Source organism: Paenibacillus sp. FSL H7-0918, assembly GCF_038007025.1.
In the GTDB taxonomy this organism is placed as follows: Bacteria; Bacillota; Bacilli; order Paenibacillales; family Paenibacillaceae; genus Paenibacillus_AQ; species Paenibacillus_AQ odorifer.
In genome coordinates, this window is record NZ_JBBOWJ010000001.1 from 920,004 (window position 1) to 941,640 (window position 21,637).

The window sequence follows — 21,637 nt, forward strand, 5'->3', positions numbered from 1 at the left end:
TCTCCCACCTTTCTCACTGAACCCTGTCATTTTTCCTTTAACAATTTTGGCTCTAACCTCATTCCTACACTGCGAATATATGCTTCCACAGAAACGTCTACTTCCGCTTCGGCGAACACTGACTCCCAATTGTCCTTAACGGTCTCCCACGCTTTTGGGTTTATACGCTTCAGTTCATTCCCGAAATTGAAAATATCGCATTTCATAGTTTGAGCAGCCTGTAAGGCTTGGGTTATTTCCTGTTTAGTTTTAAGAGCCACTTGTTGTTCCAATTGAACGATTACCTCTCTATTACTTAGCTCAATATAACTCTGAGCCTCACTAAGTGTCCCCTCTTCCACAACATTTACATGAATGACGGGTACTTTATTGCGGAGTTCAATCTTAATTTTTGTTTTTGAATGATTAATATTCACGGCTATCGAATCCTTAACCTCATCTGAATCTACATTAATACTGGTTTCATTAATCTCGTTCTGTACCCACAGTGCCCCCCGGGCAAGAGGTCCATCCAGCCATCCCTGAAGAACCCCTTTTTTCAATACGCTAAGCCCGCTCATTGTGACAAGTGCTTTTACTTTAGTTTGCTCCATCCCGGATTTTTTAGCTCCTTCTTCAGCGTCTCCAAGAATTCTGGCTCCGGATATCACTACTGACCCTTCTCCACTGAGACCATTAATTAGCTCAAAAACATTGATATCCCGGCTTTCTCCATATATTCTAGCGGTATTTTTACTCTTTTTAATAATCCCTATTGCAGGCAGGCTTTCTACTGGAAGTAATAGTTTCAGAATAGAGGATGCTTCCGTATCTCTGGCTACAATAACATTCGTGTTGAGCCGCAGCTCATGGGACCTTTCAAAGATGTCAAAAATCCCATCAATACCGCTCTTCACTGTAGATTCGCCTAAAACTAATAGCTGCGTGTGTGCAAAAAACATCTGTCTTGCCGCCTTTTTTGAAGTCTTGCGAAAAGCGCCAAAGATCGTACGGTCCGTAGAAGAATAAATAGTGACCGTGGGTTGTCCGGTGCTAGCTCCTGCACTTGTAGCTGTTGAGGATGGATTCACAATCTGAAAAGTAACATGATATTCCTCTTTATTCGGTACTTTATCCACGCCTATACCAGTCACAATGCCTAAATTGTTTAATTCTCTACTGTTCCAGCAGCTTGTCAGCAACATTAAGCAGCATATACAAATAAATGAACGCATCATCCATCCGATCTTCATTTGCCACTACCCGGCTTTCCATCATTCACCTTAAGTCGAGTATTATTCTTTTGGCTAACAAGACGCGGCCGAGTTCTCATATATTTCAAAGGCACGCGCAGGATGGAATCCTTCTGATTCTCAGCGATAAAAGGGCCAAACGGAGACATATAGGGAAAACCCAACGATTTCAAGCTACACATATGAGCAACCATAATAAAAGTAAAGATCGTTATTCCATAAAGCCCCATAAAGGCTGCAATAAACATAATGATGAAACGCAAGATGCGTATGGAAAGAGCCATATTAAAAGCAGGAGTAGCAAAGCTGGATATTCCTGTAAGTGAAACTACAATAACCATTGCAGGTGAGACAATACCCGCTTGCACCGCTGCCTGACCCAACACTAAGCCGCCGATAATCGATACAGTTTGACCTATAGGGGATGGCATACGAATTCCTGCTTCACGTATAATCTCAAAGGTAAATTCCATCAGCATAGCCTCAATAAAGGCCGGAAATGGAACCCCCTCCCTTTGCGAAGCGAAATTAATAAGTAGGGCTGTTGGAATCATTTCTTGATGAAAATTCAGAATCGCAATAAAGAGTGCTGGGCCAAATAACGAAATAATAAGGCAAATAAATCTCAATACTCGAATCAAAGTCGTAATATCATAACGCTGGTAGTAATCTTCAACTGCATGTAAAAACATAAAAAAGGTAGTGGGTGCAATCAGCACAAACGGGGTTCCATCCACAAAAATAGCAACTCGTCCTTCTAAAAGATTTCCAGCCACACTGTCAGGACGTTCAGTATTGTATAGTGTTGGGAATGGGGAAAAGGGAGTGTCTTCTAAAAATTGCTCAATGTATCCAGATTCCAGAATCCCGTCTATATCAATACTTTGCAGCTTAGTTCTAAGCTCATATAAGGTATTATCATTGACGATCCCATGGATATACATAATAGATACATTCGTTTGGGTTACGTCACCTATCTTCATCGACTCCACCCAGAGATTAGGGCTTTTTATTTTCCTGCGTACCAGAGAGATATTCGTCCCAATAGATTCCGTAAAGCCTTCCTTGGAGCCACGAATGGCTACTTGAGTTGTAGCGTCCGATACCGTTCTAACCTCACCGCCGCTTGTATTCCCTCTGATTGCTTCCCTTATCCCGTTTATCCAAAGAACGGTATCTCCAGAGAATAAAGCCTCAAAAAGCACATCCCAATCTCCAACTGTCTGTTCTTCTCCGATCCCTCTCGCCAATTCTTTCATATACAAAAAGATGTCCTCAGCCGATGTGATCACTGGGTTTTCTTCACTTAGCTTATCGAACGACATCGCATGCTCCACGAACTCATTGACCATCAATTTTTCTATTAACCCCTCAATATATACAGCAGCTACCTCAACCTGTGTGGTGGTGGATTTAATTCTACGAATAACAATATCAGGGCTATGGCCAAGTCTTTCTTGAAGCTCTTTAAGATTATCGTCCAAAATAGTAGAGTTCAAGGGTTCCATAATCAACACCTCCTGCCCATACTATTTGTTCTTGATTGCTTTTTTATGCAACTAATGGAATTTGTAATCTGCCTTAGATTGAAAAATGAATACGCAAAAGGGATGTCCCTGAGCTACTATAGCTCCGCGAACATCCCCTTTTACTCTTTTGAAATTAACTTATTGAAGAGACTTCAGCAACGTAACTATCTCATCCAGCTGCTTGTCCAGCGCATAAGCATCGGAGAGATAATAAGTTTTAAGATCGTAGGTGAATACATGACCCGCCTTAACAGCAGGTAGGCTTTGCCAGAAGACACTGTCCAGAATGTCCAGCTTATCCTGCTCCACACCACGGCTGAAGCCTTGGAAGATATAATCAGCTTCACCTAAGTACTCGGGCAACGCTTCGAGTGAGAGGGAAGCCCAGCCTTCTTTAAAGGCTGCCTCTTGGACAAGATCAGGTGCATGCAGCCCCAATCCGTTGTATATAATCTCTCCACCACGCCCATATGACGAACCGTATAAATACAGCTCTTTACCGGCAATTTCAAAGATCGCCACTTTTTTATCAGCTGCGATCAGATCAGCCAATTCCGCTTTCTTCGCTTCCAGCTTCTGATTGAAATCCGCCACCCACTTTACAGCCTGCTGCTCCTTGTTCAAGATTTTCCCGATCTCGATCAATCGTTCTTTATAGTCATATTTGCCCCAAGGAATAAAGACCGTTGGAGCAATCTTGGAGATTTGCTCATAGGTATCTTCCTGATAAGTGATAATCAAGTCCGGTTCGAGGCTCGTTATTTTCTCCAGGGACACCGTCATGTCATCGCCTACTACTTCAACACCGGTCAGTGCCTCTTTGAAATATGGATGGTTCAAGATGTCATTCCCGGCAACGGCAATGGGCGTCACGCCAAGCGTCAGAAGATCACCAATAAAGTCTTGTACCGGGATCACAACTCTTTGTGGATTGCGTGGAATCTGCACCGGGCCTTTATCGCTTTCGTATGTCCAGTACTCTGCATCAGCAGCCGGCTCCGAGCTGGCAACTACAGAATCATTAGTGCTTTTAGCCACTTCGGCCGACGTGCTAGCTGGAGCATTCCCCTGATTAGCTGCTTGTCCGCATGCGCTCAACAGCAGCACCAGCGTAAGCATAACGGCTATCATGCTTGTTTTTCCTAACGATATTATTTTGTACAATGTAAATCCCCCTTGAGACTTTATATTATTATGATATTGATAATCAATATCATTTAGATCTTTGTTTAATATACCGTCTCCGCGGGAAAACATATATACACGCTAATACATCAATTTTGCTATGGACGATTGTCAGCTTAAATTATGTCCGGTTAACAAATCTGTCTGTATCTCCAATTGGCGTTCGAGCGCAAGCCCTTCGCTGCCCCAAAATTCCTCAAGCTTCAGGTAATATATGCGTTCATTCCTGAATGCTGGAAGATTGCGCCAAACCGCACTTTTACTAATCCGTTTACGTGTCCTCGACATCCAGTCCTCTTGTCCTGATACAACCACAAACATATGGTCAGCCGCGTATATTGGCAATTCCGACAGTGAGATGCATAAATGATCATTCCGCTCCAGAACATCTGACCTTACCTTGTCCGGTGGAGTTAACCCCAGCATTGGATACAGATTGTACACCCCGCGGGCTGTATGATTCCAGATATAAATACTGTTATCTTGCCTGATCTCATACACCGCTACCGTTTCACCAGATTCAATTAGTGAGGACAAGCGCTGCTTGGCCAAATCTATTTTCAAATGATAGTGCCTTATCCATGCCTCTGCCCGCTCCTCTTCTCCCAGCAGTCTTCCGAATAAACGAATCTGTTCCAAGCGGTCCATTTTATCACACTCTACCGTAACTAGTGGACCCAACTTCTCCATGCATTTAAGCTGACGGGGGCTCAGATAGGTTGGTGCAATAACTAAATCGGCTTCCAGCCCAGGCCATTCTGCTTCCTCCGGACATCCCTGCAACTCAAATGATCGTACACCCGCCAGTTCCGGCAGCAAAAGCAAGGAGTAATTCATCACATCTTCTTCAACCGCGACAGGCTTCACACCCAGCGCAAGTAAATCCCCTAAAAATTGCAACGCTACTATCCGCTTTGGTTTGGGACGCAAACGGAACTCTGTTGGGGTCATCCCGGTGACTTGCTTGAATTTGCGGCTCAGATATAGTCCATCTGTATAGCCTACTTTTTGCGAAATTTCCTGTATGGTTGCTTTGCTGGACATCAAGTGTTTTTTCGCTTTATTTACTCTTAAATGCGCTACATATTCGGTGAAGCTCCAACCCGTCTGCTTGCGGAACCATACTGAGAAATAACGAGGATTGAAGCCCATCATTCGAGACATCATCTCCCGCGTAATCTCCCTTTGCAAATTCTGGTGGATAAAAGAGAGCATTCTGAAATATGAACTATCCGTAATGTCTGCTTCAGCATCAGCCTCTACGACCAATTGATGTAGCTGATGCAGCAAGGATTGAATTCTATCTGCCTGTGTTTCTAAATTATTGGCAGCAACGTCTTCCAATTCGCTGAATAAGCGGGTTATTTTATTCGTCGTACGTATAGGTAAAATCCCATTGACCGGAAAAATTTCACGGCAAAGTCCATAGACCAATTCTTGCTCCGTGCTATTACTTAGCCCATATACCTCATAGGAGATTACTAGAACAGAGATAACGGTCTCTAATGGAGCATTAATTTGATAAGTCGCACCTGCGCTTAGAAAAAGAATTTCACCATTTTTAAGAGCTACTGTCTCTCCTTCTATGGTTATTTGAACGATAGCTTCTATTGGTGTCAGGAAGAGTGGGGACTGAACAATCTGGGGTTTACTAATGTGACCGCCGCCGCATTGGCGTTTTCCTGCCTCTTTTAACAGATAAATTCTATGAACCGGGTTATTATTAGATAGCTTCATTCCTGCTCCCTTCCAGACTTCTAGACTTAATAACTCATAAAATATAAAGCAAGCGTATAAGGTTTCTCTCCGCTCGAAATGGATAAGATCCCCTATACGCCTTATATAAAACTTCAGATTTTATGGTTTGAGAAGCCTCTATCCTTAGTGGTCGTCAACGACTCCAAGCGCTTTATTCTTCTCTTTGAACCGTTCATTGTGAGAAGATACGTAAGCGACTTTGGCCGCGGTTGGGTCTATGTACAGCTTAGCGCTATTAAGCGCCAGAGCCGCATCTGTGAAAGTACCTGCGATCAAACGAACCTTGCTTGCATAATCCACAAAGTCACCTGCTGCGAATATACCCGGAAGATTAGTCTCTAGCTTATCAGTTACATTCGCACACCATTCGCCCATATCAAGGCCCCATTCTTTTAACGGACCAAAATCGCTTTTCAGACCATGATTCACAATGACAGCATCCACTTCAAACTGCTCTGTTTCACCTGTCTCTATATGACTGATCGTAACCTGATCTATCGTTTCACCATTACTGCTGTGTAATTGGCTTACTGCATATGGCGCACGGACATTGACTGAGGATTCTTTCATCCGTACAATGTTTTTCTCATGCCCGCCAAACTGTTCACGGCGATGTGCAATCGTCACACTTGCAGCGATAGGCTCCAATTCATTCGCCCAATCTACTGCGGAGTTGCCTCCACCGGAGATTAGCACTCTTTTACCGCGGAACGGCTCCAGCTCTTGAACGGTATAATGAAGATTTGTCACCTCATAACGATCTGCACCTTCAATTTCAAGCTTTGCCATCTGCAGAATTCCGTAACCAATGGCCAAAATAACTGTGCGGGTCCAATGTTGTTCCCCAGTAGAAGAGGTCAGGATGTACGTTCCATCCTCTTGTCTCTCTTGATTCATAATTTGCTGACCCAGCACAATAGTCGGATCGAAGGTTTGAGCCTGCTCCTTGAGCTGACCGATTAGTTGATGACAAAGAGTTGGGGTTACGCCTCCTACATCCCAGATCATTTTTTCGGGATAAATAAGCATTCTTCCTCCGAGCTCATCCTTCGCTTCAATTAACTTTGTCTTCAAGTCTCTCATTCCGCTATAAAAAGCTGTATACATCCCAGCAGGTCCGCCACCAATAATGGTTACATCGTATAATTCCAGTTGTTTATTCATTGTGTCCCTCCAAAATTATATTCTAGTGATCCCTTCAGCTACTTAAGCTCCAAACTGCGCTTCATGCAATCGGCTGTAAATTCCGGCAGTATGCAGCAGTTCCTCATGCTTACCTTGTTCTGCGATGCCACCTTCCGCAACAACAACAATCCGGTCCGCATTTCTGATCGTTGCAAGGCGATGAGCAATAACAAGTGTTGTGCGTCCCTCAGACAACTCTGCGAGCGCCTCTTGTATAGCGGACTCCGTTTCAGTATCCAGTGCTGATGTAGCTTCGTCCAGAATGAGAATTGTCGGATTCTTCAAGAACATCCGGGCGATGGACAACCTCTGCTTCTGGCCGCCAGAAAGCTTGACGCCTCTCTCTCCGATCATTGTATCCAGCCCGGCGGGCTGAGATTTAATCAGTTCTTCCAGCTGAGCGCGCCCTGCAGCCTCCCAGATTTCTTCATCGGAAGCTCCCAATCTGCCGTAAGCAATGTTCTCACGGATAGTTCCGTCAAACAGGAATACATCTTGTTGTACAATCCCGATATGGGAACGAAGTGATTCTAACGTCATGGAGCGAATATCTATTCCATCAATAGAGATGTTACCTTCGCTTACATCGTAAAAGCGTGGCAGCAAGCTGCAAAGTGTTGTCTTACCAGCACCGGATGGACCCACAAGCGCAACGGTCTCTCCTGCTGAAATCGATAAGTTCACATTGGTTAGCACCTTTTCCTTATCACTATAAGCAAAAGCTACATCCTGGAAGGTTATATTCCCTGACAGATGAGACACTGGCTTAGCGTCTTTTGCGTCATCAACATCTGGCTCCGTCTCCAGCAGTTCAAGATAACGTTTGAAACCAGCGATCCCTTTAGGATAGGTCTCAATGACCGAATTAATCTGTTGCAAAGGTCCTAAGAAGACATTAGACAACATCACAAAGGCAATAAATTCACCGTAGGTCATCTGCTTCTGGATTACAAAATAGGTTCCGCACACAAGAACGAATAACGAGACCAGCTTCATGAGCACAAAGCTAAAGGATGAATTCCAAGCCATAATTCGGTAGGTCATTAGCTTCGTAATACGGAAGCGTTCGTTATTAACCGCAAAGCGGGAAATTTCATGATTCTCATTAGCAAAAGCTTGCACAACACGGATCCCGCTTACATTGTTCTCTACGCGTGCGTTATAGTCAGCAATGTCCGCGAACATGATGTGGAACGCTTTTGACATTTTGCGACTGAAGTACATGGATAAATAAATCATCAGCGGGACAATTACAAAGGTCAGAATCGCTAATTGCCAATTAATGCTAAGCATGATACCGAATACACCCAGCAGCGTCATCACTGCTATGAATAAATCTTCAGGACCATGGTGGGCAATCTCACCGATGTCCATCAGATCATTTGTCATCCGTGAGACCAAATGGCCTGTTTTATTATTATCGAAGAAGTTGAAAGAGAGCTTCTGTACACGATCAAACAGCTTTTTTCTCATATCCGACTCGATATTAATCCCCAGCTTATGCCCCCAATAAGTGACCACAAAATGCATAAAGGCGCTGACGATATAGATCCCCAGCAAACCGAGGCAAGAATAGAGAATCCATTTCCAATTCCCACTTGGCAGCATATCATCCACTACCCGGTTAACGGCCAACGGGAAGACTAGTTCCAGCAGTGCAGCAGCAATAGCACAGGAGAAGTCAAGAATAAACAATCCCTTATAGGGTCTATAGTAAGCAAAAAAACGACGCAACATTGTAAAAATTCGCTCCTTCCGGTGAGTGACCATCTTCTTTCATCAAGATTTAGTACGGGCTAGCAAATACAAAAAGTATGGCGCTCCAATTACAGCAACAACGATTCCAGTGGGGATCTCGGATGGCTGTAAGATCCAGCGTCCAATGGTATCCGCTATAATGACTAGCAGTGAGCCGAGCAGCGCTGAGGTTGGCAGCATGAGCTGATGTTTGGGTCCAACTAGCCGTCTCGCCAAATGGGGGCCGACAAGTCCGACAAAGCCAATCCCACCACTCACAGCAACACTTGCCGCAGCTAGACCAACCGCAGCCGCAAGAAGCCGGAATTGTTCTTTGGTTACAGCAGCCCCAAGTCCTACGGCTGTCTGTTCACCCAAATTAAGGACGTTCATTACCCTTGCTTTATAGATGACATACGGCACGAGAATTACGATCCATGGTAGTAATGAAAGTACAAACTTCCAGCTTGTGCCCCAAATACTCCCGGCAAGCCAAGTAGCCACAAACTGATACTTCTCCGGATCCAGCCGAAGAGTCAGCACGATCATCGCTGCACTCATTCCAGCTGCAACCGCTACACCGGTCAGCAACAGGCGCATGGGTTTTATTCCTTCATGCCGTTTATAAGCTAAGACATAAATCAAGGCAGCAGTAATTGCCGCACCAACAAACGCTACCATAGGCAGCAGATACACCGGAGCCGCGGTTGCCGTTGGATAAAAAGAAATTAACAGCATAACCATAATTCCTGCGCCAGCGTTAATCCCTAAGATGCCGGGGTCGGCCAAAGCATTACGAAAGACGCCCTGCATCACAGCTCCGGATACAGCCAAACCTGCGCCTATCAGAACGGAGATCACAATACGCGGTAACCGAAATTGAAACAAGATTAACTCTTGCTTATCCGTCCCTTTACCGAATAACGTATTAAGCAGCTCCATAGGTGTCAAACGTATGTATCCTGTATTCATACTAATAATAAAAGCAATAACAATCAGTACAGCTAAAATAATCATTATAACTAAGCCACGTTTATTTTTGGCGGCTTGGAAGGAATCGAATGAAGTTTTCTCTATCATTACAGTTCCCTCCTTTCTTTACGTGCAAGATAAAGGAAGAAAGGTACACCGATCAGTGCAATAATGGCTCCAAGCGGCGTTTCATTAGGGGGATTAATCATCCGTGCTGTTAAATCTGCAAATACTGCAAGCAGACTGCCGAGAATAGCTGAACATGGAATGATCCATCTGTAATCCACACCTACAAAAAAACGGGTCAAATGGGGAATGATTAGTCCAATGAACCCAACGGCTCCTACTACGGCAACTGATGATCCAGCCAGAATCAATACAATTAAAGTCCCTGCCAGCTTAACAAGCCCTGTGCGCTGGCCTAGCCCTTTAGCAACATCGTCACCTAGGCTGAGCATTGTAATCGACCGGGATAATACCATAGCTCCTATTAACGCCGCTCCTATCCAAGGGAACATGACTTTAAGCTGAATCCATTTCGTCCCAGCCACGCCTCCCGCATACCAGAAAGCCAAATCTTGCCCAATGTGAAAATATAAAGCTACCCCTTCACTCAGTGCTGACAGCAGTGCACTAAAAGCAGCACCCGCCAGCACCAGACGAGCAGGAGTCAGCCCTCCCTTGGCCAATGATCCGACCCCATACACAACCCCAGCCCCTACTCCGGCACCAACGAAGGAATATAGGATCAAATACATAAACGATAGGTTCGGGAAAAATGCAAAACAAAGCGCCAGCGCAAATCCTGCGCCTGAGTTAATGCCCATCAAACCTGAATCTGCGAGTGGATTTCGGGTCATCCCCTGCATAATGGCACCCGCAACTGCAAAGCTGGCCCCTATCATGGCCCCGCCAAGTACACGGGGTAATCGTAATTCTCTAATAATCTGATGATCCATGATCTCCGGATTAAAGTGAAACACGGCTGCCCACACCACAGAAAGTTTAATATCAGCCGCTCCGAAGGAGACTGAAACAGCGATACCTAGTGCTAATAGTACCAGACCGCCAACCAAGATTAACGTGGCAGCCCAAGGACGTGAACGGAACTCTTGTATGGCTGACCCTTTATTAGGTCTAATCTTGGAAGATATCTGTTGATTCATGAATGCCACCTTATTTCTATGAAATTGATTCTCATTATCACTATGCTATTGTAAATGAGCCTTCCTAGGTTTGGCAATAGATAGATTTAATAGGAGGCATTTATTTTATTGCATTGACAGGAAATCTAGGATTTGATAAAGTTCAAATTGAAAATAATAATGATAATGATTCTCATTATTATTTATTGGTACATATATATAGGGAGGTTTATCATGCTAAAAAGAAAGACCCTCTTCCCCATCCTGGCACTCATAATGTTATTGTCTGTATTTGTGACAGCTTGCGGGGGAACGAACAATGCTTCATCTAATAAACCAACAGCAACAACAGAAGCAACTACAGCACCAAGCACTGAGCCAACGGCTGCTCCTGAGGCTTCAGCTGCTGAAATGCGTAGCTATGAAACCACTAAAGGTACTGTACAGATACCTGTAAAACCACAACGGATTATTACAGATTATTATGGTGGGGAGTTGCTCTCCGTAGGAGCAAATGTAGTAGGTGTCGAACCTAGTACCTTTGATAATCCCTTCTTGAAAGACCTGCTCACAAATACACAAGATGTCGGTGCTCCAGTTAACGCCGAGAAAGCTCTGGAACTTACACCTGACCTGATCGTCGTTATGTACGATGATAACTACGATGCTTTATCCAAAATTGCTCCAACCATTCATATTCCATACGGAACCGCTACAAATATCTATGAAACTGTTAAACTGTTCGGTGACATTGTAGGTGTGCCTGACAAAGCTGAACAATTTATTGCTGACTTTGAGAAAAAGGCTGCTGAAGGCCGCGAGAAGCTTAAAGGTGTCGTAAATGAAAATGATACTTTTGGAATCTATGAGCTGACTGATAAAGGGGAGCTATGGACCTTCGGAAATAATGCTGGCCGTGGCGGACAAGCCCTTTATAACGCACTTAAGCTAAAAATGCCTACTAAGAACAGCAACGACAACCAAACGTTGCAGCTGTCCATGGAGCTATTGCCCGAATATGCAGCTGACTACATGTTCCTCACCACTTATGATCCTGACAAAAAAGGGGATAAGCTGAAAGAACTGAAGGAATCTCCAGTTTGGAACGGACTTGATGCTGCGAAGAACGATCATCTATTTTACAATGATTTTGATACCTACTACCGCTATGATCCGATTGCGATTACCGCACAGATTGATCTGTTCGTAGATATGATTCTTGAACGCAACGGTAAGAAATAAACATAGGCACATACAAAAACCCCCCACTTTAGGCACTGTCTAAAGTGGGGGGTTTGGCTATACATAAGAAGTTTCTGTTGAATTTATATCATCTAGTATATTCATTATACTCATCGGTGTTATTTAGTTTTTTGTACATATACTCATCATTTTTAAGCTTATAGAGCTGCCCCATCCCCGCAAATACGAAAAACAGCACCAAAATTAATCCATACGCATAGGTGAATTCACCAATATAAAAGCAAGTGACTATCGCAACAAGGGTCAAGATCATTAATGCGACTGCAATTCTGGATAAAATCTTTTTCAAATGTAATCCCCCTACGTTTTGTGCACCAATATTATCATATTTGGGATTAAATTGAAATCCCCTTTTGTTCTATTAAAGGAATATCGAGTAGCTGAATATGTGCCAGCATATTGCGAGTGTATATTTTGGTGTATATACGATAAAAAAGGACTTGAAATAAAAGATATGCTCCGCCTACCAACAAACAAAACCACATCGGCTCCAGAGCTGCAGACATTTCAACCCTGGAAGAACTAACAACATAAAAAGAAGACAATGCAATACCTAATGCATACGGGAGAAAAAACAGCACTTTTAAAGGGCCGCCTATAATGCGGGCCACGTCCTTAGAAGTAATTCCAATCTTGTTCAGCTTCCTGAATTTGATCCGCTCACGCTCTAAATCTGTCTGAATACTGAAATGCAGCACTATCCCAGAAGCGCCGAAAAATATTAAACCAACAAATGAAATTACGAAGATTCCAAATCGGCCAGACTCCTGTAACTGTAGATAGTCACTTATTCTAGACTTCGTAGAGAATACGAGGGCCTCTTGCCGCTCATTGCCATACCAGGACTCTGTATTGTCTTTATTATATTTGGCTAAAGCGGCATTTAACTTAGCATCTATATCCGCAGTTTTTTTCCAATCCTTAAAATTCAGGAGCTGAAGATTACCGATCGCTTGTTTATTTTCCGCTTTTAGCGCCATATAATCCTCTTCGTTTACAATGATATGAAGACCATTCATTAGATTCGGCACAGGGTTAAATACCATGTCAAATAGGATACCTTGTGAATACAGCGTATGCTTCCCGGAAGCAAGCATCAGATCAAAGGTGGGCATTTCCGGTCTTTGATTCTTCCACTCTTCTCCTTGTGCAACTATGGCCAGATTTAGAAAGTGATCTTTCTCCACATGATAATCAGTGCCGATTAATGCGTTTATATTCTGGTCCAGAAATATTTTGAAATTAAACAAGTCGATATACTCCAGCTTTTGGTGTGAAAGCAGCGGCGTGGTGCCATGATCCGTGATCTCGCTTAGTATTTTTGGTGAGATGTTATTTTTTCCGAATACTTCTGAATAGGCAATATCATATGGATTGTTTGCAATCGGAATATCCTCAGCATTCCAGGTCAAATAAAAAATAATCCCGCTTAGAGAAATCGTGATGAAAACGAGGAAGGTGATAAGAGAAAGCACTATTTTGGAACGACCAAGGGTATAGATCAAATTGGAACTAAACAGCAGGTGCTTGTGATATGCTTTGCTTGATCGCGATATAAAAAGTTTCAACCAGTCCCCAAGTCCTGACAGCAGCAAATAAACGCCTAACATACTAATCCCCAGATTTATTAACATCATGCGAGCATCGGAAGGGTTGTAATGAGTGAGCATATTATAAACGGAGATTCCCAAGAGTAAAACTCCGATGACCCCGGTGATTTTCCCATGAATCAGGTTGCGTTCTGCGGTTCTGGACTCTTTTAAAAGACGTAAAATACTGTATCGCAAAGTTAGTAGCAAATTGACTGCAATCACCACTATGTAAATCACCGCGAAGAATTTAATGGTATACAGATAACTATCCGGCGTCAGTATAAAAGCACTGTCCCCAATATTTACAAACAGCGAAACAATAAAGAAAAAAATACCGGAGAAAACTGTCCCTGCACCTAAACCAGTGAGAATCGAGGCTAAAGCGATCATGCTATTCTCGAACAAAATGATTTTGCGGATATTGTGGCTTGTCATTCCAAGTACCATTAATAGCCCAAAGTCGCTTTTTCTGAATTTTAAAAAGGCCATTTGAGCATATACAATAAACAGAACAGCAAACACCCTTATCACCAAAAAAGGAGCATATAAATTACCTGACACCATCCCATTCACTTGATAAGGGTCATTAAAATCAGGATTACTGTACAGCGAATAAAATGTAAAAAAGATCATAACCGTAAAGCTGCTGCATAGGAAAAATAACAAATATCTTCTAAGATTCGCCTTAAATATCTGAAATGCCATTCTCCTAAAGGTCATCTTCTCCCCCTCCAATAAAGGCCAGGTTCTCCAGAATCAGATCCAAAAATGCTCTGCGCTCTTTATTCTCTCTAGCAATCTCTAGTAGAGCCTTCCCATCTTTGATAAAAAGCACCCGATTACAATAGCTGGCCGCAAAAGGATCATGTGTGACCATCACTATCGTTGCTCCTTTTAGAGTGTTGAGCTTGGCGAAGGTCTTCATCACCGTACTCGAGGATTTGGAATCCAAATTCCCCGTCGGCTCGTCCGCAAAAATCACATCTGGATGATTTATAATCGCCCTGCTGATCGCCGCCCGCTGCTGTTGCCCCCCTGAAACCATATAAGGATATTTGTCCTTCACCTCATCCAGATCGAATAGCGATAACGTCTCATCTGTCTTGGCATTGATATCTTCTACCTCTTGATCATCCAGCACCATGGGCACCATGATATTTTCCCGTAGGGTCAGACTATCCAGCAGATTGTAATCCTGAAAAACGAATCCCATACGCTGCCGGCGAAAAATCGCAAGCTCGTTCTTGGACATCTCACTTATACTAATATCTGCAATTCTTACAACCCCACTATACTCCGAGTCTATTCCGCTTAGTATATTTAAAAGTGTTGTTTTCCCGCTCCCCGAGGGTCCCATAATCGCCACAAACTCGCCACTATCCACACTAACACTAATCCCGTTCAGCGCTCGAAACCGATTCGTTTTACCTTTGCCTTTATATTCTTTCGAGAGATTCTCTACTTGCAGTATGGACATCCTGGCACCTTCTAATTGATAAGTTTGGAGTGAGTTACATTAAATGGAATTCAATCACTCGGTATTACTATAAAGCTAAGAAGAGCGTTCGTTTGTTAGATTGCTCACAGCGTAAAAAAGCAGGATACCTCCTCTATAATTTCCGCTCCCGCAAAAAACAAAGGCAAAGAAAACCAGTAAAAGCAAGTCCTCCGATTGCTGCTAATGAGAAGGAAAACGCCCTTACATAATCCGCTAGATCTGCTTCCAAAAGAGAATGCTTTAGCGAAGCGGAGAATAAAATACCGATTAACGCCACTCCTAACGAATTTGCAAAATACATAAAGGTAGTGATCAAGCCTGAACCCGTGCCCGTGATCTTTGTGGGTACTGAACTAAGCGTAACGTTGACTAGAGGTGTAGTAGCCATTCCGAGACCGAAACCATATATCAATAATAGTAGGATATTACGAGGGTCTAGCAGCTGCGTAACGTCCACATTTAGCTCTAACATAAGCAGCAGACTACAGCTCCCCATCATCAGCGCTCCTATCTTAAGTACACTCATCCCCCATCTTTTGACCATTCGAGAAGAGATTAGGGAAGTCAGAAAAAAGCCTATCCCTATAGGCAAGAAAACCATACTGGTATCTTGAACACTATAGTGCAAACCAAATTGCATATAATAGCTCAAAATAAAAAAGAAAGAGAACATACTTAGATAAAGGACAAGAACGGTTGCCAGACCAGCGCTAAATGTTCGATCTCTGAAAATAGACAGATCGACTAACGGTAACGTCCCCTGCTTTCCCTTGCGATTTTCAACCCAGATAAAAGTAAACAACACGAAAAGAGCTAACATTAGACAGCCAAAAATCCACAACGGCCACCCTTGTTTTTGTCCCTCTGACAACGGATAGATCAACAGGAACAAACCGATCAGCAGAAGGAAGCTTCCAGTCCAATCAATACTGTGCGCCTGCTCAGCCCGTGTTTCAGGTACAATCGGCATTAACAGCAGGACGAGAAGTCCAAATGGCACATTGAAAAAAAATACTGTCCGCCAACCGAGATCGAACGGATTCCAATTCACAATAGTACCTCCGAGGATGAATCCGAATGCAAATCCAATGCCAATCATTGCGCCGTAAATGCCGAAAACAAGCCCTTTTTCCTTTGGCAGAAAGCTGACCTGCAGCGTAGATAGAACCTGAGGTTGAATAAGCGCCGCAGCCAATCCCTGCACAATCCGAATAACAATCAGAAGTGCCGGATCTGAGGTCAATCCGCCTAACACTGCCATGACCGTAAACCCGCTCACCCCGATCATCAACATCCGTTTTCTGCCGTATATATCCCCAAGCTTTCCGCTAATAATCAACGCCACAGCTAATCCTAGCGAAAATCCGGTAACGATAAGCTGTGCTTCCGAAAAGCTTGCGTTCAAGCTATATTGCATAGATGGAAGCGCAACTTGAATCATATAAGTATTTAATGAAATAAGTAATGTTGGCAGTAAAATAACCCCCAGCGCATACCACCTGCGTGAATCTACTTGTTGTTGTCCCATTGTATGACCACCTTTTTATCTGCAATCTATGAAATTATTATCATTTAGAGTGGTCTTTTTCTCTACCTGTTAAGGGAGGTTCACTCCTTGATAAGGGAGCAAACACAAAAAAACCTCAAGCATGCAGAAGATAACGTTCGATTCCGAACCCTATGTTCTAACACCTGAAGCTTTAAGCTTTCTGCATTTACAAATCTTCCTACAGCCTGTTTCGTTCCAAACTCTGTTGTTCGATACGTTTTAAGTATTCGCTTGGATTGCAGCCATAATGCTTACGGAAGGTCGTCGTGAAATTGCTGACATTGCTATATCCGACCGAAACAGCTGTTTTCCCTATATTCAAACCTTCAACCTCCATATACCAGAGCGCTTTCTCCATCCTTTTTATACGTACAAGCTCGAAGATCGTCATGCCAAATAATTCGCGGAAGCCTTTTTTCAGCTTGAATTCGTTGATACCTACCCGCTTAGCCAACTCACGTATAGATAACGGTTGTTCGAAATGGATTTGCACCAATTCATGTACCCGCTTCAGATTAGTAATATCATCATGCCGCAGCGTCATACTATCGCTAATAGAACCGTAACCATCAGACTCACCAAACAAAGCAATAAATTCAAGGGCTTTGCTCTCCATATATAAACGTCTCAATGTTCCATGATAGGTACAGTGGATCATTTCGGAGACACATTTTCGGATTGCCGCAGTATCTGGATAACGATCAATATTTCCACGATGATGTCTAAGCCAGGTTTCCATTTGCTGTGTCTCCGATAAATCTCCGGCGTAATTCAGCAGTTCACTAGGAGCAAACCGTATTTCCAGCAATTGATTGGGGACACCTGCTTTTTTCTCTTCATACACCTGAACATCCTCTAGAAAAAGGACATTGCCCATTTGTTTATCCGTGTAACTTTCCTTGCCGTTCCATTCGCAATAGATTTCTCCGCTTAGATTATAGCTTAGTTCAAACAACGGACAAGCTTCTTGAATGTGGAGCTTCATATCCTGTTCGTAAGTTATGTCCGTATACATAATCTCCATACCTGGACGAATCCGTGTACGGGTGACGCTTCCCTTACCAATATGTGAAGGAATAGTAAGCCGCTGTTCCCATTGGTTATGTTCAACATGCCCCTCTATCCGTTCTGTAAATTGATCAAAAAGATCATGAATTTCCATATTCAATATATTTAAAGTCATCGCAAACCTCTCCTTCTTCGCTCCTTGTATACGATGAGTTACATGATCTCTACTCTTGCTTCGTAAATGATAATTGTTATCACTTGAAAGTGTCAACATGAAACACAAAAAAGCATTGGCGGATTTTATCCTGCCAACGCTTTTTTAGTAGTAAAATAAGACCGTTCAAACCGATGGAAATGCATCCCTCCGGTATCTCAGCTCCCCCGTAACCTCCATAATCTTCGAGGCTAACAAATGCGAGGGCAGCTCGTAATCCACACAACCCAGCTTCGCGGCTGCTTCAGGCATTTCACTTTCAATAGAAGTTTCTTGCGATTCTACTAGCGTTGATTGGGCGCCAGCGTGTTTGGCAGCCAGCATCCCTTTGGCGCCATCACTTCCCATTCCGGTCATTAGGATTAAATGCTGCTGTAGACCAGTTAGTGCAGATATAGACTCAAACAAGATATCGACCGAAGGACAGTGTCCATTCACTGCAGGCTTTTTCATAAGTTTTATTCTGAGATCCTGCCCCTCCTGAATAATGGTCATATGAGAATTACCTGGAGCGATATAGACGGTTCCCCCGAGCACAGATTGCTTGTCCTTGGCTTCCACCACCCGTACACTTGAGAACCGATTCAGTCGTTCCGCCAATGCTTTTGTGTACTTAGGTGGCATATGTTGAACAACCAGCAGGGGATACGGGAAGCTCGCCGGGAGCGAGGAAATTAAGATTTCTAATGCCTTCGGCCCCCCTACTCCGCATCCAATTCCCACGATCTGCTCAATAACTTCTGTACATCCACTCTTAACGTTGTTTTGTTTCTCTTGTCGAGCTTTCACTTTGGAGATGTTTATATTGTTAAGAATAAGAGTTCTTAAAGGAATTTCAGCGGCTTTCTTAATTTTGAATAATAACTCATCTTTTATGCTGTATAGACCAGGTCCATAAGATTGAGCCGGCTTGGATATGAAATCCACTGCACCATTTTGTAGAGCAGTAATGGTTGCTGTTATTCCATCCTTTGTAGCGGAGCTCAAGATAAGTATAGGTGTTGGCCGCTGAGACATTATGCTTGTGAGTGCTACCAAACCGTTCAATTCCGGCATTTCTATATCTATAGCCACGACATCGGGCCTGAGTTTTTGAACCATGCTGATCGCTTCGGATGCATTTCGAGCTACTCCAATGATCTCGAGGCTTGAATCCTCCGAAATTAGGTTCGAGATCTGTTTACGCATGGTTACTGAAGCAGCTACAACGAGCACCTTTATTTTTTGCACTACTTCTCCTCTCCTATCAATGATAATACCCCTGACACTGTTTATTTAACTTTAAAAATAGATACCAGACTATTTAACTCTTCTGCTAGCTGAGCCAAAGCATTGGCGGTCGTTGCCGTTTCACTGCTGCTTGCCGCCATTTCTTCAGTTGCGGCGGATATGCTCTCAATTGAGAACATCACCTCAGACGATTGTGCGGCCTGTTCTTCACTGGCAGCTGCAATTTCTGTTACTTTATGAGCGGTATCGTTCACCATCGTAAGGATATGTTCAAAGGCTTCTCCATTTTTTTGTGAAAAAGCTACTCCTTCTACTACAGCATTTACACTGTGCTGCGTATTCTTCTGCATTTCTTTGATAATGCCCGTGATTTGTTTCGTAGCCCCACTGCTCCGCTCAGCTAACTTTCTTACTTCATTCGCAACAACGGCAAAACCTCGACCTTGTTCACCTGCGCGTGCCGCTTCAATCGCTGCGTTTAGGGCAAGCAGATTTGTTTGTTGGGCAATATCTTCAATCACCGCGATAATCTCACCAATCTTATCGGAGTCTTCCGCAAGTCTAGACATTTGTGTATCCAGTACTGCCATTCCTTGTACGGAGTTCTTAACCACGATCCCTCCATCTTGAGCGATACGCATCGTTTGATCTGAAAGCTCAGAAGCCTGTTCAGCACTCTGGGCTACTGAATTAATCGCCGCAGATAATTCTCGGAACAACTCATTCATCGTTTGTGCTGCACTAGCTTGACTCATACTTCCACTGGCTACTTCCTCTGTACTAGCTGAGATTTGCTGTGCAGCAGCTGAGACACTTTCCGCAGAAGACGAAATGCCGCTCACAGTGCGTCTTAGGTTCAGAACCATTTCATTAACAGAATAAGCTAGCATTCCAATCTCGTCCTTAGATTCCAGATTCGACGTTTCGCTTAAATCACCATTAGCCACTTTACCTAGCAGGCGCATTACTTGATTTAGAGGCCGTGCTATGATCTGCGATATTAGAAGACCCAGACCAATACTGATGAGCAGCGCAACAATAGTAACGCTAAACGTAATCAAACGAGAGGACTGATAAAGGTCATTGGCATTAACAATCGAACCTTGAGCCTGCTTCATATTGATGTCTATTAATTTTTGCAGAAAGTTAGTCAGCTCTGTTGTGGCTGTTTGCAAATCACTTTCGCGCAAATAATTTGTATATTTTTCATTACTAATATTTGTTTTATCAATTTCAATAGTATCATCAAGACTTGTGATATAACGTTGCCAGATCTCAGGATAATCTTTCATTATCGCCAATTCTTCTTCCCTCAACGCAGTCTTGCTATATTTACCCATGATCTCTTCAATACTTTGAACGTTTTTATGTATTTTATCTTCGTATTCTTTCTTTTCTGCCGCTGTTTTAGCCATCGTGTTTATATCACGGATATTGATTCTATTTGTTAAAAATAGTTCATTCGCTTCTCCCAGATAAGCTATAGGTGTTAAGCGATTTTCGTACATGTCCACGATAGAGCGGTCCATCTTACTCAAATTCGTAATTCCATAGAATCCTACAAAGCACAATATTGCGGATACTAACAGAAATGCGGAGATTAACTTCACTGCTGTCCTTAAATTATAAAACCACTTCATTTTCCTCAGCCCCTCATTGGCGTTAGTCATTTTTTAGTAATTCTTAGGAACTATTTCATCATATACGGTAAGCAGATTAAGGTAACCGAAAAAAAATAGCGCGACCACGCAAAAATATTGCGTCGTCCCGCAAAAAAAGCGCAGACCAAAAAATCCCGCCTCACAGCACCGTGAACGGGATTTTGATCTATTTGTTTGTTACGAATTTTCATAGTGAATTGTTGAAATCGGACTCCTTCAATATGCCCAGTCGTTTAGCTTTTATTGCCGCTTCAATTCTTGATTTCACATTTAGTTTTTGGAACAGACTCGTTAAACTGTATTCCAGCGATCGTTGACTCATAAGTACAATCTCTGCTATTTCCTTGTTGCTTTTTCCTTTTGCAATCTCTGTCAGCATTTCATGCTCTTTTTTGCTTATCTTCGGGTTTGCTTGGTCAATATTAATCTCCATTCCTTTAGGTGATACTTTTCTTAACTGTTTAACTAGGGTATGAGGCAAAATGACATCTCCCCTTAAAGCACAACGCACTGCTGCAACCAACTGCTCTCTATTGGTCGTTTTTGAAATAAATCCAAACAAACCCGATTCAATCATCAAGTTGAATTTGTTTGTAATTTCGTATCCGGTGTAGATTAAGATAATCGCGTCTGCGTTTATTTTTAAGACTTCCTTCGCCAAATCAATCCCATTCCCATCAGCGATATGAAGATCAAACAGCATCACGTCAAACGTATGGCTACCCACCATGTTAAGCGCCTCATGGGCTGAATTGGCTAGGGTAACCTCCATATCTCCCTCTTGTTCCAGTATCATCTTAGTCCCTTCCATGACAGAGGGATGGTCGTCCACTAACAAAATTCGAATCATGCCTAATACACCCCTATCCCCTTATTATG

Annotated in this window: 17 protein-coding genes; 1 reads left to right on the top strand and 16 read right to left on the bottom strand. The window is 43.1% G+C overall.

The window, feature by feature from the left end; all coding sequences use genetic code 11:
• Positions 1–26: 26 nt before the first annotated feature.
• From MHI15_RS04350 to MHI15_RS04385, 8 genes are all read right to left on the bottom strand, one after another.
• Positions 27–1,184: a Ger(x)C family spore germination protein gene (locus tag MHI15_RS04350; protein ID WP_256716083.1), complete on the bottom strand. Its 1,158-nt coding sequence runs from the start codon at positions 1,182–1,184 to the stop codon at positions 27–29.
• Positions 1,185–1,228: 44 nt separating this feature from the next.
• Positions 1,229–2,740 (bottom strand): spore germination protein, encoded by a 1,512-nt coding sequence (locus MHI15_RS04355; RefSeq protein ID WP_312150556.1) that lies wholly within the window; start codon positions 2,738–2,740, stop codon positions 1,229–1,231.
• 159 nt (positions 2,741–2,899) lie between these two features.
• A complete protein-coding gene (locus MHI15_RS04360) occupies positions 2,900–3,925 on the bottom strand; it encodes an iron-hydroxamate ABC transporter substrate-binding protein (protein ID WP_341164150.1) in 1,026 nt (341 codons plus the stop codon).
• A gap of 132 nt (positions 3,926–4,057) precedes the next feature.
• Positions 4,058–5,683: an AraC family transcriptional regulator gene (locus MHI15_RS04365; RefSeq protein ID WP_341164151.1), complete on the bottom strand. Its 1,626-nt coding sequence runs from the start codon at positions 5,681–5,683 to the stop codon at positions 4,058–4,060.
• Between the two features lie 144 nt (positions 5,684–5,827).
• The gene (locus MHI15_RS04370; protein ID WP_076129508.1) at positions 5,828–6,868 is read right to left on the bottom strand and encodes an NAD(P)/FAD-dependent oxidoreductase; all 1,041 of its coding nucleotides are present in this window, start codon (positions 6,866–6,868) and stop codon (positions 5,828–5,830) included.
• 42 nt (positions 6,869–6,910) lie between these two features.
• On the bottom strand, positions 6,911–8,626 hold the full coding sequence (locus MHI15_RS04375; RefSeq protein ID WP_076278368.1) for an ABC transporter ATP-binding protein: 1,716 nt from the start codon (positions 8,624–8,626) through the stop codon (positions 6,911–6,913).
• A gap of 42 nt (positions 8,627–8,668) precedes the next feature.
• Entirely contained in the window at positions 8,669–9,643 is a 975-nt protein-coding gene (locus tag MHI15_RS04380) for a FecCD family ABC transporter permease (protein WP_370510750.1), read from the bottom strand.
• A 62-nt stretch (positions 9,644–9,705) separates the two neighbouring features.
• Positions 9,706–10,764 carry a FecCD family ABC transporter permease gene (locus MHI15_RS04385; RefSeq protein ID WP_076129506.1) on the bottom strand — a complete coding sequence of 353 codons (1,059 nt, stop codon included), beginning with the start codon at positions 10,762–10,764 and terminating at the stop codon, positions 9,706–9,708.
• A 213-nt stretch (positions 10,765–10,977) separates the two neighbouring features.
• Here MHI15_RS04385 and MHI15_RS04390 point away from each other — a divergent pair, with 213 nt between their 5' ends.
• The gene (locus tag MHI15_RS04390) at positions 10,978–11,985 is read left to right on the top strand and encodes an ABC transporter substrate-binding protein (RefSeq protein ID WP_076129505.1); all 1,008 of its coding nucleotides are present in this window, start codon (positions 10,978–10,980) and stop codon (positions 11,983–11,985) included.
• A gap of 88 nt (positions 11,986–12,073) precedes the next feature.
• Here MHI15_RS04390 and MHI15_RS04395 read toward each other — a convergent pair whose 3' ends face one another.
• The 8 genes from MHI15_RS04395 to MHI15_RS04430 all read right to left on the bottom strand — a co-directional run bounded on the left by MHI15_RS04395 (position 12,074) and on the right by MHI15_RS04430 (position 21,608).
• A complete protein-coding gene (locus MHI15_RS04395) occupies positions 12,074–12,295 on the bottom strand; it encodes a hypothetical protein (protein WP_076129504.1) in 222 nt (73 codons plus the stop codon).
• 46 nt (positions 12,296–12,341) lie between these two features.
• Positions 12,342–14,303, bottom strand: a complete 1,962-nt coding sequence (locus MHI15_RS04400) for an ABC transporter permease (protein ID WP_341164152.1) — start codon at positions 14,301–14,303, stop codon at positions 12,342–12,344.
• Positions 14,304–14,307: 4 nt separating this feature from the next.
• Complete coding sequence (locus tag MHI15_RS04405) at positions 14,308–15,075, bottom strand: ABC transporter ATP-binding protein (protein ID WP_341164153.1); 768 nt, start codon at positions 15,073–15,075, stop codon at positions 14,308–14,310.
• A 133-nt stretch (positions 15,076–15,208) separates the two neighbouring features.
• Positions 15,209–16,624 (bottom strand): MFS transporter, encoded by a 1,416-nt coding sequence (locus tag MHI15_RS04410; protein WP_076278371.1) that lies wholly within the window; start codon positions 16,622–16,624, stop codon positions 15,209–15,211.
• 199 nt (positions 16,625–16,823) lie between these two features.
• A complete protein-coding gene (locus MHI15_RS04415; protein ID WP_076129500.1) occupies positions 16,824–17,828 on the bottom strand; it encodes an AraC family transcriptional regulator in 1,005 nt (334 codons plus the stop codon).
• Between the two features lie 165 nt (positions 17,829–17,993).
• Positions 17,994–19,097, bottom strand: a complete 1,104-nt coding sequence (gene cheB, locus MHI15_RS04420) for a chemotaxis-specific protein-glutamate methyltransferase CheB (RefSeq protein ID WP_340396993.1) — start codon at positions 19,095–19,097, stop codon at positions 17,994–17,996.
• Between the two features lie 41 nt (positions 19,098–19,138).
• Entirely contained in the window at positions 19,139–20,737 is a 1,599-nt protein-coding gene (locus MHI15_RS04425; protein WP_076129498.1) for a methyl-accepting chemotaxis protein, read from the bottom strand.
• 208 nt (positions 20,738–20,945) lie between these two features.
• Positions 20,946–21,608, bottom strand: coding sequence for a response regulator transcription factor (locus tag MHI15_RS04430; protein ID WP_076219667.1), 663 nt, complete (start codon positions 21,606–21,608; stop codon positions 20,946–20,948).
• Positions 21,609–21,637: the final 29 nt, after the last annotated feature.